The following is a 20527-nucleotide window of genomic DNA, read 5'->3' as shown; positions in this document are numbered from 1 at the left end:
TGTGGCGGCACACCGCTTCAGCGCGCAGCCCTCGTCAACCAACCCATCGATGCCAGTTTACAGCATGACCGGCTACGCCTCGGCGCGTGGCCCCGTCGTTCCTCAAACTCTTGATTCCGAGGCTGAATCCTCAGCGCCCAGCCTGGTGGTTGAAGTGCGCTCGGTCAATGGGCGCTTTTTGGATTTGGCGTTACGCCTGCCCGACGAGTTGCGGGCCGCCGAACCCGCCCTGCGCGAGCGTGTCGCCAGCTGCCTGCGGCGCGGCAAAGTGGAATTGCGCGTCGCGTTGGAGCTGGGCGGCCCTGCAGGTCTGCGCCTGCCCAGCAGCCACGAGCTGCAACGCCTGCTGGCGCTGCAGGATCAGGTGCGCGCGTGGCTGCCGCAAGCCGCGCCGCTGTCGGTGGCCGATGCGTTGCAGTGGACGCAGCGCCACGCCGCTGTGCCCGCGCAGGCTCATGAGGCGCTGCTGTCGCTCACCGATCAAGCGCTGCAGGCGCTGCAGAGCGCCCGCGCGCGCGAAGGCCATAAACTCACCGCGATGCTGCAAGAGCGCCTGGCGCAATTGCGCGAGCGGATTCAGCAGGCCCAGCCGCTGGCGCCTCTGGCCGTGGAGCAGCAGCGCCAGCGTTATCTGCAGCGTCTGCACGAAGCGCTCGGCGCGGCCCACGCCGCCGACACCCCCGCGCTGCAAGAGCGCGTGCTTGCCGAAGCCACGGCATTTGCCCTGCGCATCGATGTGGCCGAAGAGCTAACCCGGCTGGCTGCGCATGTGGACGAGATGCAACAGCTGCTGCGCCAAGGCGGCGAAGTGGGCAAACGGCTGGACTTTTTGGCGCAGGAACTGCACCGCGAAGCCAACACCCTGGGCGCCAAATCCGCCAGCCTGGAGCTGACGCGCCTGAGCGTGGACATGAAGGTGCTGATCGAGCAGATCCGCGAACAAGTGCAAAACCTGGAGTAAGCCGCCGATGCAGCCGCAGCAAGGCAACCTGTTCGTGGTGGCCGCCCCCAGCGGGGCAGGCAAGTCCAGCCTGGTCAAGGCCCTGCTGGAAGTGGATGCGCGGCTCAAGCTGTCGATCTCGCACACCACGCGCGCACCGCGCGGCCAAGAAGTGCACGGGCGCGAATACTATTTCGTCAGTGACGCCGAGTTTGACCGCATGGTGGCCGAAGGAGCCTTTCTGGAATGGGCCCAGGTGCACGGCCACCGCTACGGCACCTCGCGCCTGGGCATCGAAGCGCGCATGGCCGCCGGCGAAGACGTGGTGCTGGAGATCGACTACCAAGGCGCACTGCAAATTCGCCGCCAGTTTCCTGCCGCGGTGCTGATTTTTATCTTGCCGCCAAGCTGGGACGAACTGCGCGCGCGCCTGCAGCGCCGCGGCGAAGACAGCGCCGACACCATCGAGCTGCGGCTGCACAACGCCGCGCGCGAGATGGCGCACGTCGATCATTTTGACTTCGTTATAATCAACGATATTTTTGAGCGGGCGCTGTTCGATTTGAAAGCCATCACGCATGCGCAGCGGCTTCGCGTTGCTGCTCAGCGCCGCGCTCATCCCCAGATCTTCGCTGCACTGGGGCTTTCTGACACCGCCATCTAAGCCAGTATCAGCAAACCGGAGGTTCTATGGCCCGCATCACGGTGGAAGACTGCCTGGAAAAAATCCCCAACCGCTTTCAGCTCGTGCTGGTGGCCACCTATCGCGCGCGCATGCTCAGCCAGGGTCATGCGCCCAAGATCGAAACCCGCAACAAGCCTGCGGTGACGGCGCTGCGTGAGATTGCCGCCGGGCTGGTGGGGCTGGAAATGCTCAAAAAAGTGCCAGTCTGATCGCAGTGCACAAGGCGATCGCCCAAGGCGCCGGCGCGCGGCGCCTTTTTTGTTTACATTAGGGGGGTGAGCGTCGCCGTCGCCCCCGCCCCTAGCGCCGCCGTCCCGACGGTGCGGCCCGCTGTGCCGCCGGCGCAGGCCGCCGCCAGTGCCGCGGCGGCGAGCTTTGCCGCGCTGGAAGCCAGCCTCGACTACCTCGGCGCCAGCGAAATCGAGCAGGTGCGCCAGGCGTATCGCTTCGCCGACCAGGCGCACCTGGGCCAGCTGCGCAAGAACGGCGACCCCTACATCACCCACCCGATCGCGGTGGCGCAGATCTGCACGCAGTGGAAGCTGGACGCGCAGGCGCTGATGGCCGCGCTGCTGCACGATGTGTTGGAGGACTGCGGCGTCACCAAGGCCGAGCTCACCGAGCGCTTCGGCCCTGCGGTGGCCGAGCTCGTCGATGGCCTGACCAAGCTTGACAAGCTGCAGTTTGACAGCCGCGAACAGGGCCAGGCCGAGTCGTTTCGCAAGATGCTGCTGGCCATGGCGCGCGACGTGCGCGTCATGCTGATCAAGCTGGCCGACCGACTCCACAACATGCGCACGATGGGCGACATGCCGCGCCACAAGTGGGCGCGCATCTCGCGCGAGACGCTGGAAATTTACGCCCCGATCGCCTATCGCCTCGGCCTCAACAACCTCTACCGCGAGCTGCAAGATCTGGCTTTTCGCCACCTGCACCCGTGGCGCTACCAGGCGCTGTCCAAGGCGCTGGCGCGCTCGCGCGCGCGGCGCAAGGATTTGATCGCCCGCGTGCAAGGCGAAGTGGAGGCCGCGTTCGCACGCAGCGGCCTGCAGGTGCGCATCGCCGGGCGCGAAAAGACGCTCTACTCCATCTACCACAAGATGGACACCAAGCACCTGTCGTTTGCGCAGGTGACGGATATCTACGGCTTTCGCATCATTGTGCCGCAGGTGCTGGACTGCTACACCGCCTTGGGCGTGCTGCACCAGCTCTACAAGCCGATGCCGGGCAAGTTTCGCGACTACATCGCCATCCCCAAGGTCAACGGCTACCAGTCGCTGCACACCACGCTGATCGGCCCGTTTGGCACCGCCATCGAATTTCAGCTGCGCACCCCCAGCATGGACGCGGTGGCCGAATCCGGCATCGCCGCGCACTGGCTCTACAAAACCGGAGACGCCGCGCAAGCGTCGGCGCAAGCGCTCAACGCGCAATGGCTGCAATCGCTGCTGGACATCCAGCAAGAAACCAAAGACTCCGGCGAGTTTTGGGACCACGTCCGCATCGACCTGTTCCCGGACTCGGTCTACGTCTTCACGCCGAAGAGCAAGATCCTGGCGCTGCCGCGCGGAGCCACCGCGGTGGATTTTGCCTACGCCATCCACAGCGACATCGGCCACCGCGCCATCGGCGCCACCATCAACGGCGAGCAGGTGCCGCTGCGCACCGAGCTGCACAACGGCGACGTGGTGGAGATCATCACCTCGCCGCACGCCCACCCCAACCCGGCGTGGCTTGGTTTCGTGCGCACCGGGCGCGCGCGCTCCAAAATCCGCCACTACCTCAAGACCCTGGCGCAGGAGGAAGCGCGCGCCCTGGGCGAGCGGCTGCTGCGCCAAGCGCTGCGCGCCGAGGGCTACGCCCACCTGCCCGGCGACGACGCCTCCGGCCAGTCCGTCTGGGACAAGTTGCTGCGCTTAAGCGGCACGCGCAGCCGCGACGAGCTGTTGGTGGACATCGGCCAGGGACGGCGCATCGCCGGCATGGTCGGCAAGAAGCTGGCCGCGCTGCTGGCCGAAGGCGGCCAGCGCCCCGACGCGCTGCTGATCACGCAGGAGCGCTTTGGCGCCCCCGCCGAAGACCAACCCAGCCAGGGGGTGGTGGTGCTCGACGGCAGCGAAGGCAGCTCCATTGTTTATGCCAGCTGTTGCCGGCCGATTCCAGGCGACCGCATCGTCGGCTACCTCGGCAAGGGCGAGGGGCTGGCCGTGCACACCGAGGACTGCCCGGTGGGCCGCCGCTTGCTGCAGCGCGATCGCGAGCGCTTCCTTGAGGTGGAGTGGGCGGAAGAGCGCACCCGCACCTTTGAATCAACGATCGCCGTCACCGTCCGCAACGGCAAAGGCGTGTTGGCGCGGGTGGCCGCCGCCATCGCGGCAGCGGAGGCCGACATCACCCACCTCCACATGGGCGACGAAGCGGCGCAGAGCACCACCGAGCTGCGCTTTACAGTGGCCGTGCACGACCGGGTTCACTTGGCGCAAATCCTGCGCCAGCTGCGCCGCACCCCCTCGGTGCTGCGCGCGCAGCGCGTGCGCCCGCCGCGCGCGCCAGAGGGACACTGAGGCCCTGCCCCGTGTTCAGCCCCGGGCGGGGGCCGGGTACGTTACCCGCACCACCTCCAGCGTCTGCACCCCCGCCGGCGTGCGCAGCCGCACTTCATCGCCCTCGCGCGCCTTCAGCAGCGCCTGCGCCACCGGCGAAATCCAGCTGATCTGTCCCTGCGCGCTATCAGCCTCGTCGATGCCGAGGATCGTCACCGTCTCCTCGCTGCCGTCCTCACGCGCGTAGGTGACGGTGGCGCCGAAGAACACCTGATCCTTGCCGTGGTGCACGCTCGGATCCACCACCTCGGCGATTTGCAGCCGCTTGGTCAGAAAGCGAATCCGGCGGTCGATCTCGCGCAGCCGCTTCTTGCCGTAGAGGTAGTCGCCGTTTTCGGAGCGGTCGCCGTTGCTGGCCGCCCACGCCACCGTCTCCACCACGCGCGGCCGCTCCTCGTCCAGCAGCCATTTGAGCTCCTGCTGCAGCCGCGCGTAGCCCTGCGGCGTGATGTAGTTCTTGCCGCCCGCCGGAACGCGCAGCCCCGCCGGCAGCGCCTCGTCGTCCTCGTCATGGTCCTGCTCGCGCACGAAAGCCTTGCTCATGGGGCGGATGGTAGCGCAGGGGGCAATTGGACCACGCCACGGCCGCACGGATTGGTGTGGCATCCTCTACGATTAGCGGCCGTGACAGCCTTTTTCTCCCCTGAGACCAGCATGCTGCGCATCGTCCAGAGCGACCGCATCGAGACGCTGCTGCAGCGCGCCGCGGCCGAGGCCGCCGAGGCGCAGGCGGCGCAGCCGCTGCAGCCGCAGCGCTGGCTGGTGGCCAGCCACGGCATGGCGCAGTGGGTGCAGCAGGCGCTGGCGCAGCGCGACGGCGTCTGCGCGGGGCTGGAGTTCCTGTTGCCGGCGCAGTGGCTGTGGCAGACCTACCGCGCCGTGCTGGGCGAAGCGGCGGTGCCGGATGAGGCGCCGCTGGACCGCGGCCCGCTGCGCTGGCGCCTGTGGCGGCTGCTGCCGACGCTGGCGCGGGCGGCGGACGCGGCGGTCTTCGCCCCGCTGATCCACTACCTGGGCGACGGCGACCCGCTACGGCGCGCGCAGCTGGCGCGCCGCGTGGCGGACCTGTTCGACCAATACCAGATCTACCGGCCCGACTGGTTGGCCGACTGGGCCGCCGGGCACGACCGCCTGCGCGATGCCGAGGGCCGCGTGGAACCGCTGCCGGAGGACGAGCGCTGGCAGCCCGCGCTGTGGCGGCTGCTGCGCGCCGACGCCGAGGCCCAGGGCCACCGCTGGCCCAGCCGCTGCGACATCCACGCCGCGTGGCTGCAGCGCATGGCCGACGCGCGCGCCTGCCCGCTGCCGGCGCGCGAGCCGCCGCGGCTGACGGTGTTCGGCGTCAGCGCCCTGACACCCGACGTGCTGCAGGCGCTGCAGGCAGTGGCGCGCTGGCGCGACGTAGCCGTCTATGTGCTGAACCCGGCGCGCACCGACTGGTTCGACCGCGACGGCGCGCGCACCGGCCACCCGCTGCTGGCGGCCTGGAGCCGACAGGGGCGCGAGTTCATCGCCGGGCTGCAGGCGCTGGCCGCCGAGGAACCGCCCGCCGGTCTGCCCCCGGTGACGCTGGACGACGCCTGGGACGACGAGCCCGCCGATGAGGCCGCCCCGCCGCACCTGCTGGCGCAGTTGCAGGACGACCTGCGCCACGGCCGCGCGCCCGGCGAACGCACATGGCCGCCGCTGGATCCGGCGCGCGACGGCTCGCTGCGGCTGCACGTCTGCCACACCCTGCTGCGCGAGGTGGAGGTGCTGCACGACCAGGTGCTGGCCGCGCTGCAGCGCGACCCGACGCTGCAGCCGCGCGACATCGCCGTCTTCGCGCCCGACATCGCCGCCTACGCGCCACTGGTGCACGCGGTGTGGGGCAGCCTGCCGCCGGACGATGCGCGCCGCATACCCTACCAGATCGCCGACGTGGAGGACGACACCGCCGCGCGCCTGCGCGAGCTGCTGCGCGCCCTGCTGCACCCCGAGGCGCTGCGCCTGAGCGGCAGCGAGGTGCTGGACTGGCTCGACATCCCGGCGGTGGCGCGCGCCTTCGGCCTGGGGGCGGACGACCTCGACACGCTGCGCGCGTGGCGGCGCGAGGCCGCGATCCGCTGGGGCCTGGACGGCGCGCACCGCCAGCGCCTGGGGCTGGCCACGGGCGGCACCGCGCTGGCCGAACGCTACACTTGGCGCGAGGGGCTGCAGCGCCTGTGGCTGGGCGCCGTGCTCGGCGCCGAGGACGAGCCGTGGCAGGACCGCCTGCTGCCGGCGCGCGGCGTGGCGGTGCTGCAGGCTGAGCGGCTGCACCGGCTGCAGTCCTTCATCGACGCCGTGGCGACGTGGACCGCGCGCCTGGCCGAGCCGACCGACGCCACCGGCTGGGCCGACCGGCTGCATGCGCTGCTGGCGCAGTTCCTGCAGCCGGCGGCGGACGACGTGGAGGGGACGCTGGCGGTGGCGCGGCTGCGCGCCGCAGCAGATCGCTGGGCGCGGCAGGCCGCCGAGGCCGGCACGGAGCTGATTCCCGCCGCCGTGGTGGCCGACACGTGGCTCGCGCTGGCCGGTGGCGGCGGCGCGCCCGCCCGCTTCCTCGGCGGCGGGGTGACGTTTGCGACGCTGCTGCCGATGCGCGCGGTGCCGTTTCGCCATATTTACCTGCTCGGCCTGCACGACGGCAACTTCCCGCGCCGGCCGCAGGGCGACACGCACGACCTGATGGCCGCGATGCCGCGCCCCGGCGACCGCCTGCGCCGGCACGAGGACCTCTACCTGCTGCTGGAGGCGGTGCTGTCGGCGCGCGACCACCTCGGCATCTCGTGGCTGGGCCGTCACCCGGTGGACGACACCGAGCGCCAGCCGGCGCTGCCGGTGGCCCAGCTGCGGCACCACCTGAACCGCCAGTGGCGGCTGGCGCCTGGGATGGCGGGCGACGTGGCCGCGGCGCTGACGCGCGCGCACCCGCTGCACCCGTTCGACCCCGCCAACTTCAGCCCGGCGCCGGTGGCCGACGGCGCCGCCCCGCCGCTTGCAGGCGCGTTCAGCTACGCGCGGGAGTGGCTGGCCGCGGGCGGGGCCGCCCCGGAACCCGCCACCCCGCGCGCTGCGCCAACCATCCTGCCGCGCCCGGACGAGCCGATCCCGGTGACGGTGACGGCGCTGGCCGATCTGCTGCAGGACCCGGCGCGCGCCTACGCGCGCCAGCGCCTGGGGCTGGCGCTGCCACACGACGACGAGGCCGACGACGACACCGAACCATTCGAACCCGACCGCCTGCAACAGTGGCGCACGCGGCTGGCGTGGGTCAACGCGGTGGTGGACGCAGCCTTGGCCGGCGCCGACGAAGCCGCCGCGCAGGCCGCCGCCCGGCGCGCCTGCCGCCGCGCCGAGCTGGCCGGTGACTGGCCCGCCGGGCCCGTCGGAGCATGGCTCGCACGCGACTGGGACGAGGCGATCCTCCGCGTCTGGCAGCACGCCCGGGAACTGGCGGCGCGCCACCCTCACCCGGTGGCCGAGCGGGCGCGGCTGGAGACGACGCTCGTGCTGCCGGACGGCCCGACGCTTGCGATCCGCGACGTGCTGCCGGCGCTGCGGCGCGGCGACGACGGCGCGCTGGCGCGGCTGGTGACGCTCGGCAGCGCCCTCGTGGAAGGCAAGAAGGCCGACTCCGGACATTACGTGCTGCACCGGCTGCTGCGCCCCTGGGTCGAGCACATCGCGCTCAACGTCGCGCTTGGGCCCGTGACGAGCTGGATCGCCACCCCTCAGGGCGTCGGGCGGATGCGGCCGCTGGCGCCGCAGACCGCCACCGCGGTCTGGACGACCCTGGGGCAGGCATGGCACGCCGGCCTGCACGGCCCCGCCCCGCTGCCGCTGCCGCGCCACGCCGCCGCGGTCTACTGGGGCAAGCTGCGCGGCAAGGACGCCAACCCCGCCGCGGCGTGGGAGGCCGCCCGCAAGGCCTATGAAAAGGACCACGGCCAGGCCAAGGAGCCGCTGTGGCGGCGCCATTACCCGACGTTCGAGACGCTGGCCGGCCCGCGCGAGGCGCACACGGACGGGCCGTTCGCCCACTGGACGCAGGCGCTGCTCGCGCCGCTGCACGCCCACCTGGCCAGCGGCCACGGCGACCGTGACGCATCCGCCGAGGAGACCGCCGCATGAGCGCCGACCTGCCCCAACTGGATCCGCTGACCCTGCCGCTTGCGGGCAGCCAGCTGATCGAGGCCAGCGCCGGCAGCGGCAAGACCTGGACGATGGCGCTGCTGGCGGTGCGGCTGGTGCTGGGCGCGCCGCCGGAAGAGGCCGGGCTGCCGCCGCTGTCACCGCGGCAGATCCTGGTCGTCACGTTCACCGACGCCGCCACGCAGGAACTGCGCAGCCGCATCCAGGCGCGCCTGCTGCAGGCCGCCGCGGTCTTTGGCGGCGAAGCGCTCGACCCGGCCGACGCGGCGGTGCAGCGGCTGCTGGCGCTGCGTGATCGTTACCCGCAAACCCAATGGCCCGCGCTGGCGCGCCGCCTGACCGAGGCCGCCGACGCGCTGGACGAGGCGCCGATCAGCACCCTGCACGGCTGGTGCCAGCGCATCCTGCGCGAGCAGGCGCTGCTCAGCGGCGAGCCGTTTGCGCCGCGCATCCTGCAGGACACCGCCGCGCTGCGCCGCGAGGCGGTGCGCGACTGGTGGCGGCTGCACGTGCTGCCGCTGGACGAGGCCGACGCCGCGGCGGTGCTGGAGGTCTGGGACTCGCCGGACGAGCTGGACCAGGCCATCAAGGACCTGCTCGAGCACGCCGAGCTGTGGGCGGCGCAGGATCCGGGCCTGCCGACGCGCAGCCTGCCCGACGTGGCGCAGCAGGCCGAGGCCACGCGCGCGCAGGCGCTGGCGGCGCTGAAGGCCCCGTGGCCGGCGTGGATCGACGAAGCCGAGAAGGTGCTCGGTCAACACGGCCTGCTGAAGCACATCAGCACGCCGCACTGGGTAAAGACATGGTTGGCCAACCTCCGAACCTGGGCCGCTGACCCGCTCGATGCGAAATGCCCTCTGACGGAGAAGGCGATCGCCAAGTTCACGCTCGAGCACCTGCGCACCAAGGGCGGCCCCCTCCCCTCCGAGGTCGAGACACTGCCGCTGCTGCGCGAGCTGCCGGAACTGGAGGCGCGCCTGGCCGCCCTGCCCGGCGCGCACGGGGCGCTGACGCGCCACGCCGCGGTGTGGGTGGCGCAGCGCATGCGCGCGCAGCTGCGCACCGCCGAGCAGCTCACCTTCGACGAGATGCTGCGCCGCGTGGACGAGGCACTCGCCGGCCCGCAGGGTGCGGCGCTCGCCCAGCGCCTGCGCCAGCAGCAGCCGGTGGCACTGGTCGATGAATTCCAGGACACCGACCCGCGCCAGTGGCGCATCCTGCAGGCCATCTACCGGCCCGAGCAGCCCCCCCCCGGCACCGCGCTGCTGCTGATCGGCGACCCCAAGCAGGCCATCTACGCCTTCCGCCACGCCGACATCCACAGCTACCTGCAGGCGCGCGCCGCCTGCGCCGGGCGCATCTGGTCGCTGGCGGTCAACCACCGCAGCAGCACGGCGATGGTGCAGGCGGTCAACGCCCTGTTCAGCCACGCCGAGCGCACGCTGCCGGACGGGGCGTTCGGCTTTGCGCGCGCTGGCGTGCAGCCGGTGCCGTTCCTGCCGGCGCAACCGCACGGCCAGCCCGAGCGCTGGCGCGACGACGATGACGCAAGCGGCGCGGCGCTGACCTTCGCGCTGTGGCGGCCCGAGACGGAGAAGCTCACGCGCGACGACGTGCGGGAGCGGCTCGCCGCCGCCTGCGCGGCCACGGTGGCGCGTTGGCTCAAGGGCTCGGCGGCGGGGCGCTGCGGCTTCGAGCGCGACGGGCGGCTGCGCCCGCTGCAGCCGCAGGACCTGGCCATCCTCGTCAACGACGGCCAGGAGGCGCAGGCGATCGCGCGCGCGCTGCGCCGGCATGGACTCGCCAGCGCCTACCGGTCCGAGAAGACCTCGGTGTGGGACGGCCCCGAGGCCGACGACCTGCAGGCGTGGCTGCACGCCTGCGCCCACCCGCACGACCGCGACGCCCTCGCCCACGCGCTGCTGACGCCGGCCCTGGGGCTGGATGCGGCGGCACTGGCCGCGCTGCTGCACGACGAGGACGCCTGGGACGCGACGCTTTCGCGCTTTGCGCGCTACCACGCGCTGTGGCAGCGCCACGGCGTGCTGGCCGCGGTGCGCGCGCTGATGCACGACTTCGGCGTCGCCGCGCGGCTGCTGGCTCGCCCCGCCGACCACCCGAGCCCCGGCGCGCGGGCGCTGGCGGATCTGCTGCACATGGCCGAATGGCTGCAGCAGGCCGCGCGCCAGCGCGGCCGCGGCGGGGTGGAAGCGACGCTGGCGCTGCTGCGCCTGGCGCGGCAGGAAGGCGCCACCCCCTCCTCCGCCGGCGACGACCCGACGCTGACCGGCGTGGAGCGCCGCCTCGACGGCACGCCGCAGGCCATCCCCGTCATCACCGTGCACAAGGCCAAGGGGCTGCAGTTTCCGCTCGTGCTGCTGCCGTTTGCCGGGCGCGCGCGCCCGCTGACCGACAAGCGCAACCCTCCAGACGTGCTGCGCTGGCACGACGACGCGGGCCGCGCGCACGTGACGCTGCCCGACGAAGGCGAGCCATGGCTGCGGGCGCTCGAGCGCGCCGAGCGCGAACGCCTGCTGGAAGACACGCGCAAGCTCTACGTCGCGCTGACACGCGCGGTGCACCTGACCTGGGTCGGCGTGGCGCTGGAGCCGGGCCTGGCCTCCAGCGCGCTGGCGCGCCTGCTCGGGCTGCAGGGGGCGGATGCCGCCACGCTGGCCGAGCAGATGCCAGAGCGGCTGCAGGCGCTGGCGCAGGCCAGCGGCGGCACGGTCGCCTGCACCCGGCTGCCCGACGACGAGGCGGCCCCAGCCGACCGCGCCATCCCCCACGCCGCGGCGCCTGCACGCCCCGCCGTCCGGGCGCACGTGGCGCGCCCGCGCGGGGGCCCGCCGTGGTGGATCGCCAGCTACAGCGCGCTGGCGCGCGCTGCGCACGACGCCCCGGCCAGCGCCGACGCCGCCACCGAGGCGCACGTCGGCGACGACGATCCCGGCGGAACCGGCCCTGAGATCGCCGGCCCCGGTGAGGCCCCCACCGCCGCACCGTGGCACCGCTGGCCGCGCGGCGCGCAGCCCGGCGTGGCGTTGCACGCGCTGCTGGAAGCCTGCCACCGCCACGGCTGGCCCGCGGGCGCCCCGGATGCCCTGCAGCCGCTGGCGCAGCGCACGCTGCAGGGGCTCGGCTGGGCGGCGGAGCGCCTGCCGGCCGACGCCGAGGATCTGGCCCAATGGGCGCACGCGATCGGCGACGCCGCGCTGACCTTGCCCGGCAGCCCGGGCGTGCGGCTGCGCGACCTCACGCACGCCGAGCCGGAGGTGCCGTTCTGGCTGCGCATCGACGCCGCCGCCGAGGCGCGCGCGCTCGACCGCCTGCTGCTCGCCTGCGTCGCGCCGGGCCAGCCGCGCCCGGCGCTCGCCGCCGTCACGCTGCACGGGATGCTCAAAGGCTTCATGGACCTGGTGTTCGAACACGACGGGCGCTACTGGGTGTTGGACCACAAGTCCAACGCGCTCGGGCCCGACGACGCCGCCTACCACGCCGCGGCGGTGCAGGCCGAGGTGCTGCGCCAGCGCTACGACGCGCAGGCGGCGCTCTATCTGCTGGCGCTGCACCGCTGGCTGGCGCAGCGGCTGGGGCGGCGCTACGAGCCGGCGCGGCATCTGGGCGGGGCGCTGTGCGTGTTCTGGCGCGGCGTGGCCGCCCCCGGCGCCGGCGTCTGGCATCTGGCCGAACCGTGGCCGCTGGTGCGGCGGCTCGAGGCCCTGTTCACGGGCGCGGAGGTGACGGCATGACCACGCCCCACCCCGATCTGGAAGCCTGGCTGCAGCGCGGCCTGCAGGCCGGCGAGCTGCGCCCGGCGGAGGCGACGCTGGCACGCCAGGCCGCCGCGCTGTGCCCGCAGGCAAGCCTGGAGGCGCTGCTGGCCACCGCGCTGCTGATGCGCCGCGCCGCCGACGGTCACGTCGCCTGGCGCTGGGCCGAAGCCCGTGCGGACGACGCCAGCGGCCCCTGCGCGCGCTGGCTGCTGCAGCGCCTGCACGCCGACGGGCCGGCGGTGCTGAGCGGCCCCGGCTGGGTCGGCGCGGGCGCGCCGCTGACCCCGGTCGTGGCCAGCGGCGGCGTGCTCTACCTGGGCCGCCACTTCCGCCGCGAGCGTGAGGTGGCGCAGGCGCTGGCGCAGCGGCTGACCGCCGCCGACGCGCCCGCCCCCGACGCCGTGCGGCCGTGGATCGAGGCGCTGTTCGGCCCGCCGCCCACCGAGCCGGATGCGCAGCGGCTGGCCTGCGCGCTGGCGCTGCGGCAGCGGCTGGCGGTCATCACCGGCGGCCCCGGCACCGGCAAGACCACCACCGTCGCGCGGCTGCTGGCGCTGCTGCAGGGGCTGGCGCTGCAAGGCGGCGGCGTGCGGCTGGCCGTGGGCCTGGCGGCCCCCACCGGCAAGGCCGCCGCGCGCCTGAGCGCCGCGCTGGCCGACGCCTGGCGACAGCTCGCCACCCGGGCGCTGCCGCTGCCGTGGGCGACGCTGCAGCCGCACCTGCCACGCCGCGCCGTCACCGTGCACGCGCTGCTGGGCCAGCGGCCCGACGGCAGCGGCGCGCGCCACGACGAGCGCCAGCCGCTGCCGCTGGACGCGCTGGTGGTCGATGAGGCGTCGATGGTCGATCTGGAGCTGCTGCACGCGCTGCTGCGCGCGCTGCCGCCGCAGGCGCGGCTGGTCCTGCTCGGCGACCGTGACCAGCTCGCCTCGGTGCAGGCCGGCGCGGTGCTGGCAGAGCTGTGCGCGCACGCGCGCGAGGGCCGCTGGCGCCCCGAAACGGGCGCGTGGCTCACCGCCACCACCGGGCAGGCCCCGCCGACCGAATGGATCGACGCCGGCGGCGACGCGCTGGACCAGGCGGTGGCGATGCTGCGCCGCAGCCACCGCTTCGACGCCGGCGGCGCCATCGGCCGCTGGGCCGCCGCCGTGCGCGACGGCGACGAGGACGCCGTGCAGGCGCTGCTGCGCGACCCCGGCGAGGGCGTCGGCGTCCACCTCGGCGCGCAGGCCGCCGATGGCTGGCTGGACACTTGGCGCGCAGCGGTGGCCCCATGGCTGCAGGCGGCGGCGCAGCCGCCGGCGGACGGCGACCCCGACGCCTGGGCCGCCGGCCTGCTGCAGGGCCAGGCGCGGCTGCAGGTGCTGGCGGCGCTGCGGCGCGGGCCGTGGGGCGTGGAGGGGCTGGACGCGCGCCTGCAGGCGGAGGCCGCGCGCCTGGCCCCGCACGCCCCCGTCGGCCCCTATGGCTGCAGCGGCCAGCCGTGGCTGGTCACGCGCAACCAGCCGCGCCTGGGCGTCATGAACGGGGACCTGGGCCTGCTGCTGGCGCGGCCGCACGCCGATGGCACGCGCCGCTGGCGCCTGGCGCTGCCGTCGCCGCAGCGGCCGGGCGGCGTGCAGTGGGTTGCCGCCGGGCAACTCGCCGACACCGCGAGCGCCTGGGCGCTGACGGTGCACAAGGCGCAGGGCAGCGAATTCCACCACGTGGTGCTGGTGCTGCCGCCGGAGGCCGACAGCCCCATCCTGACGCGGGAGCTGCTCTACACCGGCCTGACGCGCGCGCGCGAGCGGCTCACGCTCGTGCTGCCGGGCGGCGAGGCGACGCTGCGCGCGGCGCTGCGGCGGCGCACCGAACGCGACAGCGCCCTGCGCGACGCGCTACGTCGGGCGCTACCATAAGCGGCAGAATAAGCGAACGATCGTTCGCTGGTGAGTTGGCCATGCCACCCACACGGCGCCCGTTGCCCCAGCCACGGCTGCGCTGCCTGCCACCGATGATTCCCGCCACAACGCCCCTCATCGTCTTCTCGCACGCCAACAGCTTTCCGTCCGGCACCTACCGCGTGCTGTTCGAGGCGCTGCGCGCGCGCGGCTGGCGCGTCGAGGCGCTGGAGAAGTTCGGCCACGACCCGCGCTACCCGGTCACCAGCAACTGGCCGCACCTGGTGCGCCAGCTGGCCGACTTCGTGACGCAGCAGGTGCAACCCCAGGGCGAGCCGCTGTTCCTCGTCGGGCATTCGCTCGGCGGGTTCCTCAGCCTGATGACCGCGGCGCTGCACCCGCAGCTGGGCGGCACGCCGGTGCGCGGCGTGGTAATGCTGGACTCTCCGGTGCTGGGCGGCTGGAAGGCGCGCGCGCTGGCCGCCGCCAAGCACACGCGGCTGATCGGCGCCGTCTCGCCCGGGCGCATCAGCCGCAAGCGGCGCAACCGCTGGGCCAGCGCCGCCGAGGCGCTGGAGCACTTCCGCCACAAGCGGGCGTTCGCGCGCTGGGATCCGCGCGTGCTGCAGGACTACGTCGCCCACGGCACCCACGACGAGGTCGGCCCGGATGGCAGCGTGCAGCGGGTGCTCAGCTTCGACCGCGACGTCGAGACCGCCATCTACAACACCCTGCCGCACCACCTGGATCGGCTGCTGCGCCGTCACCCGCTGCGCTGCCCGGTGGCCTTCATCGGCGGCACCGAGTCGGAGGAGATGCGCCGCGTGGGCCTGACGCTGACGCACAAGCTGTGCGGCCGCACGCCGTCGCCGCGGCTGCAGTTCCTGCCCGGCACGCACCTGTTCCCGATGGAGCTGCCGCAGGCCACCGCCGAGGCGATCGACCGCGCACTGCGGAATTTTATGGCGTCCAGTCCACCCAGCCTAGCCAGCCGCTGAGCGCGATCAACGCGCCAAAGCCGATGCGGTACCACGCGAACGGCACGAAGGTGTGAGTGGATACATAGCGCAACAGCCACTTCACGCACACCCATGCCGAGGCAAACGACACCACCAGCCCCACCGCGAAGAACGGCGCGTCGGCGGCGCTCAGCAACGCACGGTGCTTGTAGAGATCGTAGGCCGCGGCGCCGAACAGCATCGGGACCGCGAGAAAGAAGCTGAACTCCGTGGCGGCGCGGCGCGAGAAGCCCAGCGCCATCGCGCCGATGATGGTGGCGCCGGAGCGGCTGACCCCCGGGATCAGCGCCAGGCACTGGATCAGCCCGACGCCGAGCGCATCGCGCCAGCCGATCGCATCCACGTCGTCCAGCCGCGGCGAGCGGCGGCGCTGCCACGCCTCCACGGCCAGCATCACCACGCCGCCGGCGACGAAGCCCGCCGCCACCACCCAGGCGTTGAAGAGATACGCCTTGATCGGCCCGATGAACAGAAAACCCGCCAGCGCCGCCGGAAAAAAACCAATCAGCACGTTGGCCGCGAAGCGCTGCGCCGGACGCTGCGTGGGCAACCCGGTCAGCGTGGCCAGCAGCCGCTGCCAATACAGCCCCACGACCGCCAAGATCGCGCCGGTCTGGATCACCACCTCGAACACCTTGGTGCGCTCATCTGGCAGGTTTAGCAACGCCGCCGCCAGGATCAGGTGGCCCGTCGAAGAAACAGGAATAAATTCCGTCAAGCCCTCCACCACCCCCATCAGGGCGGCTTTGAGCAGCAAAAGGAAATCCATGACGCGCAGGTCGCTTGACACCGATTTAGTTTAGCCGGCATGCACGCGCCAACTCCGGGCGACCGGATGCGGCCTGCGCGGCGCTGCGCGCTGGCAGCGGGCGGTTGCTTGACCGCTTAGTCGTCGTCACGCCAAGCGCGCGGGCCGTGCCAACCCGGCGCGGCGCCCCAGACGACGGCGGAGCCTGCCGGCCCCCAACCGTAGGCATAGGGATGCCGGTGATGCGGATGCGGCTTGCGCGGACGCGGCTCTTTGACAATCACCACCGGCGCTGCGGGCGCCCACACCACCGGGGGCGCCCCCCAGACCACCGGCGCCGGCGGCACCACCACCGCCGGCGGCGTCACCACCACGGGCGGTGTCACCACCACCGGGCGCGCGTTGCCGACTTGAACGCTCACCCCCGGCTGGTGGATGCCCACCGACCAGACCAAGTCGCCCGCCGTGGCCGAGGCCGCGGCCATCACGCACCCTAGCGCAGCCAGCCCGCGCTTCAACAAAGAGGTTGGAGCTTTCATGCCTGCATTGCAGCACGCTTGGGGCCTTGCAGGTGCCACCGCGGTGTGACGTCTGTAACCGACCGTAACGCCCAAACGGCGGGCGCACTCGCCCGGCGCATTTCCGCCAAGCGCCCCGAGCCAGCTCCTACAATCGGCGCATGAGCGAGCACGCCCCGCACCTCCACTCCCATCACATCGCCGCCAGCAGCAATTTCCTGCGCCAGATCATCGAGCGCGATTTGGCCGCCGGCCGCCACCAGCGCCGGCCGTGGGGCGGCAGCCCGGGCGACGCCGACCACCACGCGCGCGGCGGGCCCGACCCGGCGCGCATCCGCACGCGCTTTCCGCCCGAGCCCAACGGCTACCTGCACATCGGCCACGCCAAGAGCATCTGGATCAACTTCAGCCTGGCGCAGGAGTACGGCGGCGTGTGCCACATGCGCTTCGACGACACCAACCCTGAGAAGGAGGAGCAGGAGTATGTCGATGCGATTCTGGAGGCGGTGCGCTGGCTCGGCTGGAGCTGGCACGCGCACGGCACCGAGCACCTTTACTACGCCAGCGGCTACTTCGAGACGATGGCGCGCGCCGCGCGCTACCTGATCGAGACTGGCCACGCCTACGTGGATGAGCAGACGCCGGAGCAGCTGCGCGCCACGCGCGGCACGCTGACCGAGCCCGGCACCGAAAGCCCGTGGCGCCACCGCCCGGTGGAGGAAAGCCTGCGCCGCTGGGAGGAGATGCTGGCCGGCCGGCACCCCGACGGCGCCATGGTGGTGCGCGCCAAGATCGACATGGCCAGCCCCAACCTCAACCTGCGCGACCCGGCCATCTACCGCATCAAGCACGCCGCGCACCACCACACCGGCACGCGCTGGTGCGTCTACCCGATGTACACCTTCGCGCACCCGATCGAGGACGCGCTGGAAAACATCACCCACAGCATCTGCACGTTGGAGTTCGAGGACCAGCGCCCGTTCTACGACTGGCTGCTGGCGCGGCTGGTGCCGCTGCTGCGCGCGCCGCACTTTGCCCGCGCGCGCGCGCGCATCGAGGGCCTGCGCGCGCAGGGCGTGGAGGCGGCCAAGGAATTCGCGCTGCGCTGTCACAACGCCGCCGCGCGCCTGGGGCCCAACACCGAGGCCGAGCGCCGCATGGCCGCGCTGTTCGAGCGCTGGGAGCACGACCGCGACGCCGTTCTGCGCGATCTGGACGCCTTCTTCGACCTGCTGCTGGGGGAACTGCACCAGTTCACGCCGCTGCTGGCCGAGGCGCTCACCGCCTACGAGCCGGAGCCGTTCGACCTGCCGCACCAGTACGAATTCGCGCGCCTGAACCTGACCTACGTCGTCACCAGCAAGCGCAAGCTCAAGGCGCTGGTGGACGAAGGCATCGTGCGCGGCTGGGACGACCCGCGCCTGCCGACGATCGCCGGCCTGCGCCGCCGCGGCTACACGCCGTCGGCGATCCGGCTGTTCTGCGAGCGCACCGGCGTCAGCAAGGCCAACGGCTGGATCGACTACGGCACGCTGGAGGTGGCGCTGCGCGACGACCTGGAGGAGCAGGCCCCGCGCGCGATGGCGGTGCTGGAGCCGCTGGAGCTGCGCCTGACCAACTGGGCCGAGGTGTTCGGCGACGAGCGCCACCGCGAGCCGTGCCGCGCTCCCGTGCACCCCCACCACCCCGGCTGGGGCGAGCGGGCGTTTCACCTCGGCCCGCGCGTCTGGATCGAGCGCGAGGACTTCATGGAGCAGCCGCCGAAGGGCTACCACCGCCTCTACCCCGGCAACCGCGTGCGCCTGAAGTACGGCTACGTGGTGGAGTGCACCGGCTGCGAGAAGGACGCCGACGGCCGCGTCACCGCCGTGCTGGCGCGGCTGGTGCCCGACACCAAGAGCGGCACGCCGGGGGCGGATGCGGTCAAGGTCAAGGGCGTGATCACCTGGGTCAGCGCGGACGAGGCGGTGGCCGCCGAGATCCGGCTCTACGACCGCCTGTTCACCGACCCGCAGCCCGACGCCGGCGGCAAGGACTTCAAGGCGCTGCTCAACCCCGACAGCCTGCGCGTCGTGCACGGCTACGTCGAGCCGGGCCTGGGGGAGGCCGCGCCGGAGCAGCGCTTCCAGTTCGAGCGCCACGGCTACTTCGTCGCCGACCGCCTCGACCACCAGCCGGGGCGGCCGGTGTTCAACCGCATCGCCACGCTGAAGGACGGCTGGGGCGGGCGCTGAGGGCGGCCCGGCCGCGGCGCAAACGACGTTGGGCCACGGCGGGGCCGCGCCGCCTCACGCCCCGCGCGGGTGGTGGCGCGCGTGCAGGGCCTTGAGCCGCTCGCGCGCCACGTGGGTGTAGATGGTCGTGGTGCCGATGTCGGCGTGGCCCAGCAGCAGCTGCACCGCGCGCAGGTCGGCGCCGTGGTTCAGCAGGTGGGTGGCAAACGCATGCCGCAGCGTGTGCGGCGACAGCGGCGCGCGGATGCCGGCCTGCGCCGCGTAGCGCTTGACCAGCTTCCAGAACATCACGCGCGTCATCGCCGCGCCGCTGCGTTCGGTGACGAACAGGTCGTCGCTGGCGCGGCCCGCCAGCAGCGCCGGGCGCGCCTCGGCCAGGTAGCGGCGCAGCCAGTCCGCCGCCACGTCGCCGAACGGCACCAGCCGCTCCTTGGCGCCCTTGCCGGTGACGCGCAGCACCTGATCCGGCAGGCTCAGCTCGAACAGCCGCAGGCCCACCAGCTCGCTGACGCGCAGGCCGCTGGCGTACATCAGCTCCAGCATGGCGCGGTCGCGCAGGCCGAGTGCCGTGCCGGCGTCCGGCGCGGCCAGCAGCGCTTCCACCTGCGCCTCGGTCAGGGTCTTGGGCACGCGCAGCGGGGTGCGCGCCGACGGCAACGGCAGCGTGGGGTCGCGCGCGATCAGCCGCTCGCGCAGCGCCCAGCGGTAGAAGCGCCGCATGGCGCTCAGGCGCCGGTTGCTGCTGGTGGCGCGGCTGTCCGGCAGGCGCGCGGCCAGGTAGGCGTGCAAATCCGCCGCCTCCGCCGCCAGCAGGCCACGCCCGCGCTGCGCCGCCAGCCAGCCCGCCAGCGCCTTCAGGTCGCCGCGGTAGGCCGCCAGCGTGCGCTCCGCCAGCCCCTCCTCCAGCCACAGCGCGTCGGCAAAGCGGTCCACCAGCGCCTCGTCGCCCGGTATCATCGCCATATGACGATGGTAGCGTGCGCGCCGGCGCTGCGGGTCGAGCCGCTGCCGGCCCTGGCCGACAACTACATCTGGCTGCTGCACGACGGCGCGCGGGCGTGGGTCGTCGATCCCGGCGACGCTGCGGTGGTGCAACAGGCGCTGTCCGAACGCGGGCTCGCGCTGGAAGGCATCCTGATCACGCACCACCACGGCGACCACACTGGCGGCGCGGCGGCGCTGCAGGCTGCCAGCGGCTGCCGCGTGGTCGGCCCGCGGCGCGAGCGGCTGCCGGTCGAGACCGAGCCGGTCGATGACGGCGACGCGCTGGAGTTGCTCGGGCGGCGCTGGCGGGTGCTGGCGGTGCCGGGCCACACGGCCGGGCACGTGGCCTACGTCAACGAGCCGGCGGCGGACGACGCGCGGCGCTGGCTGTTCTGCGGCGACACGCTGTTCGCCGCCGGCTGCGGGCGCCTGTTCGAGGGCACGCCGGCGCAGATGCTGGCCTCGCTCGACCGGCTGGCGGCACTACCGCACGACACGCAGGTCTGCTGCGCGCACGAGTACACGCTGGCCAACCTGCGCTTCGCCGCGGCGGTGGAGCCGGACAACCCGCACCTTGCCGCCGTGCGCGCCGAGGCCGAGGCGCGCCGTGCGCGCGGCGAGCCGACGCTGCCGTCCACCATGGCGCGCGAGCGCGCCGTCAACCCGTTCCTGCGCACGCGGGAACCCTCGGTGCGCGCCGCGCTCCGAAAACAGGGGTTAGCCCCCTTGCTCACCGACGTCGATCATTTCGCGGCGCTGCGCCGTTGGAAAGACAGCTGGCGCTAGCTGCGCGGAGATCGCGTTCTTAACCCGTTTCGTTTGATTTTTCTCCATGCCACGATCTTGGTTTCTGGCCCTGCTGGCCACCGCGGCGATCAGCCTGGCCGGCTGCGCGCATACCCTTGTGCCCACCACGCCGACGCCGAAACCAGCGGTCTCACCCCCCCCCGCCCCCCCCTGC

General features: G+C 73.0%; 14 protein-coding genes. 10 read left to right on the top strand and 4 right to left on the bottom strand.

Annotated features, from left to right (window positions below):
- The first annotated feature begins 49 nt into the window (after positions 1 to 49).
- The 4 genes from Talka_RS10660 (at position 50) to Talka_RS10645 (ending at position 4189) form a co-directional block, all read left to right on the top strand.
- Positions 50 to 961, top strand: a complete 912-nt coding sequence (locus Talka_RS10660; RefSeq protein WP_185970139.1) for a YicC/YloC family endoribonuclease — start codon at positions 50 to 52, stop codon at positions 959 to 961.
- A 7-nt stretch (positions 962 to 968) separates the two neighbouring features.
- Positions 969 to 1604: a guanylate kinase gene (gene gmk / locus Talka_RS10655; RefSeq protein ID WP_143891309.1), complete on the top strand. Its 636-nt coding sequence runs from the start codon at positions 969 to 971 to the stop codon at positions 1602 to 1604.
- 26 nt (positions 1605 to 1630) lie between these two features.
- Positions 1631 to 1834: a DNA-directed RNA polymerase subunit omega gene (gene rpoZ, locus Talka_RS10650; protein WP_143891308.1), complete on the top strand. Its 204-nt coding sequence runs from the start codon at positions 1631 to 1633 to the stop codon at positions 1832 to 1834.
- A gap of 66 nt (positions 1835 to 1900) precedes the next feature.
- Complete coding sequence (locus Talka_RS10645) at positions 1901 to 4189, top strand: RelA/SpoT family protein (protein WP_143891307.1); 2289 nt, start codon at positions 1901 to 1903, stop codon at positions 4187 to 4189.
- A gap of 15 nt (positions 4190 to 4204) precedes the next feature.
- Here Talka_RS10645 and greB read toward each other — a convergent pair whose 3' ends face one another.
- Positions 4205 to 4771, bottom strand: a complete 567-nt coding sequence (greB, locus tag Talka_RS10640; protein ID WP_143891306.1) for a transcription elongation factor GreB — start codon at positions 4769 to 4771, stop codon at positions 4205 to 4207.
- Between the two features lie 81 nt (positions 4772 to 4852).
- On the opposite strand from greB, the gene Talka_RS10635 reads away from it, so the two are divergent.
- The 4 genes from Talka_RS10635 to Talka_RS10620 all read left to right on the top strand — a co-directional run bounded on the left by Talka_RS10635 (position 4853) and on the right by Talka_RS10620 (position 15061).
- Entirely contained in the window at positions 4853 to 8383 is a 3531-nt protein-coding gene (locus Talka_RS10635) for an exodeoxyribonuclease V subunit gamma (protein ID WP_185970138.1), read from the top strand.
- Positions 8380 to 12156, top strand: a complete 3777-nt coding sequence (gene recB, locus Talka_RS10630; protein WP_143891304.1) for an exodeoxyribonuclease V subunit beta — start codon at positions 8380 to 8382, stop codon at positions 12154 to 12156. The genes Talka_RS10635 and recB overlap by 4 nt, the downstream gene beginning before the upstream one ends.
- On the top strand, positions 12153 to 14081 hold the full coding sequence (gene recD, locus Talka_RS10625; protein ID WP_143891303.1) for an exodeoxyribonuclease V subunit alpha: 1929 nt from the start codon (positions 12153 to 12155) through the stop codon (positions 14079 to 14081). Before recB ends, recD begins: the two co-directional genes overlap by 4 nt.
- A 95-nt stretch (positions 14082 to 14176) precedes the next feature.
- Positions 14177 to 15061, top strand: a complete 885-nt coding sequence (locus tag Talka_RS10620) for an alpha/beta hydrolase (protein WP_143891302.1) — start codon at positions 14177 to 14179, stop codon at positions 15059 to 15061.
- On the opposite strand, the gene Talka_RS10615 is transcribed toward Talka_RS10620, so the two are convergent.
- A complete protein-coding gene (locus Talka_RS10615) occupies positions 15024 to 15851 on the bottom strand; it encodes an undecaprenyl-diphosphate phosphatase (protein ID WP_143891301.1) in 828 nt (275 codons plus the stop codon). The genes Talka_RS10620 and Talka_RS10615 overlap by 38 nt on opposite strands.
- A 116-nt stretch (positions 15852 to 15967) precedes the next feature.
- Entirely contained in the window at positions 15968 to 16369 is a 402-nt protein-coding gene (locus Talka_RS10610; RefSeq protein ID WP_185970137.1) for a hypothetical protein, read from the bottom strand.
- Between the two features lie 140 nt (positions 16370 to 16509).
- Between Talka_RS10610 and Talka_RS10605 the strand changes: the two genes are divergently transcribed.
- Complete coding sequence (locus Talka_RS10605; RefSeq protein ID WP_143891299.1) at positions 16510 to 18582, top strand: glutamine--tRNA ligase; 2073 nt, start codon at positions 16510 to 16512, stop codon at positions 18580 to 18582.
- 54 nt (positions 18583 to 18636) lie between these two features.
- Here Talka_RS10605 and xerD read toward each other — a convergent pair whose 3' ends face one another.
- Positions 18637 to 19545: a site-specific tyrosine recombinase XerD gene (gene xerD, locus Talka_RS10600; protein WP_425472679.1), complete on the bottom strand. Its 909-nt coding sequence runs from the start codon at positions 19543 to 19545 to the stop codon at positions 18637 to 18639.
- A gap of 27 nt (positions 19546 to 19572) precedes the next feature.
- Here xerD and gloB point away from each other — a divergent pair, with 27 nt between their 5' ends.
- A complete protein-coding gene (gene gloB, locus Talka_RS10595; protein WP_143891335.1) occupies positions 19573 to 20352 on the top strand; it encodes a hydroxyacylglutathione hydrolase in 780 nt (259 codons plus the stop codon).
- Positions 20353 to 20527 lie beyond the last annotated feature (175 nt).

The sequence above is a fragment of the Tepidimonas alkaliphilus genome (genome assembly GCF_007556595.1).
GTDB classification, from domain to species: Bacteria; Pseudomonadota; Gammaproteobacteria; order Burkholderiales; family Burkholderiaceae_C; genus Tepidimonas; species Tepidimonas alkaliphila.
Note: the sequence above shows the minus strand (reverse complement) of the source record. Positions and strands in the feature narration are given on the sequence as shown.